Origin of the sequence: Desemzia sp. FAM 23990, assembly GCF_045528485.1 — a bacterium.
In the GTDB taxonomy this organism is placed as follows: Bacteria; Bacillota; Bacilli; order Lactobacillales; family Carnobacteriaceae; genus Desemzia.
On sequence record NZ_JBGQQW010000047.1, the window covers coordinates 1 to 3,062 of the forward strand.

Annotated in this window: 2 protein-coding genes and 1 pseudogene; all 3 read left to right on the top strand. The window is 33.5% G+C overall.

Annotated features, from left to right (window positions below):
- Positions 1-632 (top strand): annotated as a pseudogene (locus ACEN4I_RS13250) (hypothetical protein); the annotation flags it as partial.
- A gap of 525 nt (positions 633-1,157) precedes the next feature.
- Positions 1,158-1,997: a hypothetical protein gene (locus ACEN4I_RS13255; RefSeq protein ID WP_407097725.1), complete on the top strand. Its 840-nt coding sequence runs from the start codon at positions 1,158-1,160 to the stop codon at positions 1,995-1,997.
- A gap of 208 nt (positions 1,998-2,205) precedes the next feature.
- Positions 2,206-3,062, top strand: an 857-nt coding sequence (locus ACEN4I_RS13260; RefSeq protein WP_407127849.1) for a plasmid recombination protein, incomplete at its 3' end; no start/stop codon positions are given.

Genomic DNA, 3,062 nt, shown 5'->3' on the forward strand with positions numbered 1-3,062 from the left:
AAAATGAGCTTGCAAATTTTACTGAAAATATTCCTGATGAAATAGAAAATATGAAAATGAAAAAAGAAGTTGTCACTGAGGTAACTCAAAAAATGATTGGTAAAGCTGAAATATCGGAGAAAGAAACCGAGAATTATGTAGTAACACCTAAACAGCATGAAACGCTTTTGAAATATGGGAATGATGGAAAGTCTGTAAGCAAAGACTATAAACGCTTGTTAAAGACAGATGTTGTAAAAGAAAATTTGTCTTTGAGAGAAGAAAATAAAGATTTAAAAGTAAAAATTGAAAAGAATGATAAAGAGAAAAAAGAATTAAAATATGAGCAAGAATTTCTAAAAATTAGTGTAGATAAAAGCGAAAGAGAAGTAGGGTTCTTGAAACGTAAAGTGACCGAATTAAAAGATGAAATAGGATTTATCTATTCTGGAGCTAAAGATTTTGTTAATGTTAATACGAACGATGTATCAAGCGGTAGAAGGCTTTTCGAATCGTTTAAGGAGAATGTTAAAGAGTCGTTTTCATACGCTCGTGATTGGTACCAATTTAAGCCTGAAAAGACTGAATTTGAAAAGATTGATAAAGTTGAGACAGATAATCAACGCAACTCTGGTCGTGATATGGGTAGGTAGTTTATAAGGCTCAAAATTGCGTTTTAAGCGATTTTAGACTTTAAACGGATGTTTAGCTTAAATGAGTTCTTTTCGTCGGCAAAGGCGTTAAAAAACACGTTAGAATAAAAGGCAAGGGCGAACGCAGTGAGTGCATTTACCCTTGCCTTTTATTTTAATGTGTTTTAGCTTTTGTTGTCCGACGAAAAGGGCTCATTTAAGCGTGTCTGTACCCTGCACCCTTTTTAGAGGCAGGGGTTAAGCGCCCTTGCGCTTATGGGGTTAGGGGCAAGCCCCTTGTACTGTTGTTTTTGAAATGATTAGTGTTATACTTCGTTTATCAAATAAAAAAGTGCGAAAAAAGAGACGAGCAGTGTTAGAAGCACTCTCGCCTTGGAATAACAAATCGACCTTGTTATTCATTCAAAATAGATTATATCATCTTTTTCTTGGTTTTTGAAGCGAAGAGAAATCGACAATAAAATCTTCTGTCTCTTTGAATGAATAAAAGGATTTATTCATTCGCTGCGATAGGAGATTTTTTGGATGAGAGAAGAAGACAAGAATCAAAGCGGTCTGCCCGTCTACTTGACATACGGGCAACTTAACGGACATAAAGTGGGTACACCAAAAGTATATAAATATAAGGTTAAAGCCTATAAAGACGGCTTTTATACAGTTATTGAGTATCGAGAAGAACGTCTGAAAACTGTCCAAAAACTCACACCTTCTTTTGGGTCGAATTCTGAACTTTCTGACGAAGAAAGAGAGGTTCGATTAAAAGAATCTCGACTAGCAAATTTATATAAAACAAAAAATAAATTACGTGATTATGCCAAAAATAATAACTTCGATAAATTTTGGACTTTGACGTTTGATCCAAAAATTTGTGGAGCAAGTGATGATTACCGTTTTGAAGAAATGAAAAAATGGTTACATAAAATGCGTAGGAAATACGGGAAGTTCAATTATTTAGCCGTTCCTGAAAGACACAAAAGCGGTCAAATACATTGGCATATGATGACTGGTTATTTTGAACCTGAACTGGTTGATAGTGGCAAAGAATATAAAAGTGTGCCGATTTATAATTGTCCTGAATGGAAATTTGGATTTACAAATATTCAAAATGTCCGTTCTAAAAAGAAGATTTCAAACTATGTTTCGAAATACATAACAAAAGATTTAATGGATTCTCCTGCAAGAAGGAATAAGAAAAAATATTGGGCAAGTCGCTCGCTAGAATTGCCCGAAGTTTTTTCGATTGCTGAAGAAGTCGCTGGACTTCCTGAAGCAGGTTTTGAAAGTGAAGTCTGCAAAATTTATGAAATGGAAAAAGCAGATTTCACTAAATATTTTGGAGAAAGAAAAAAGCCCCTTGCCGATTAGGCAAAGGGTTTTTTTTTTGGTTTTTTTTGACTGATCTATGAAGCCTAAAGGCGGAATAGTTCGGGCGAAAATCCTTGCATAAGCAAGGAAAAAGCCGTCTGCAAGACACCCTCGGAGAGCGTTTGTTTTGATGCGCCAGTGTCATAACACAGAAAACGTTACTTTGGCAAAGTAACAAATAGTGCTAAGATAACTGTGAGGTGATTTTATGGACTTATCTGTATCGGTAAAGAAATCTACTAGGATGACAAATATCAAACACAATAACAGAAAATTAAATGACAAAGATATGGAAAAAAATTCTCATATCGACACCAATCGTTCTGCAGAAAATAAATACTTAGTTCAAAAAAATTTGAAAGAATTTTACAAAGAAGAATTTGGAGATTCTTTACAAAAATATAATGACAAGCAAAAACGCAGTGATCGAAAAATTGATAATTATTATGAGCATGTAAAATCTGGGAAAAAGACTTCTGTTCAGCAAGAAATGATTATTCAAGTTGGCGATAAAGATGATTTTGGATTGGGTAGTATTAATAAAAAAGTAGCAAATAAAGTTTTAGAAGAATATTTTAAAGAATTTGAAAAACGAAATCCGAATTTAAAAATTTATAATGCGGTCATTCATAACGATGAAGCTAGTCCGCATTTGCATTTGAACTTTGTTCCAGTTGCTGATGGATATAAAAGAGGATTGGAAAAACAAGTTTCTTTCGATAGGGCGATTGTTCAACAAGATCCAACTTTGGATAAAGTGCGTCCTTTTCAAGATTGGAGAAATAAAGAAGCTGAAATCATAGAAAAAGAAATGGTACGCCGTGGCCTTGGCAGAAAAATTGTTGGGACTAACGATTATAAAGATGTGAATGATTTTAAAGAAAAAAAAGCTTTAGAAAAAGAGATACAAGTACTAGAAATGAAAGTTGTTGAAAGAAAAAATGAGCTTGCAAATTTTACTGAAAATATTCCTGATGAAATAGAAAATATGAAAATGAAAAAAGAAGTTGTCACTGAGGTAACTCAAAAAATGATTGGTAAAGCTGAAATATCGGAGAAAGAAAC

Excerpts from the sequence above, each read along its gene's own strand:
- ACEN4I_RS13255 (WP_407097725.1), top strand. The coding sequence starts at position 1,158 with ATGAGAGAAGAAGACAAGAATCAAAGCGGTCTGCCCGTCTACTTGACA.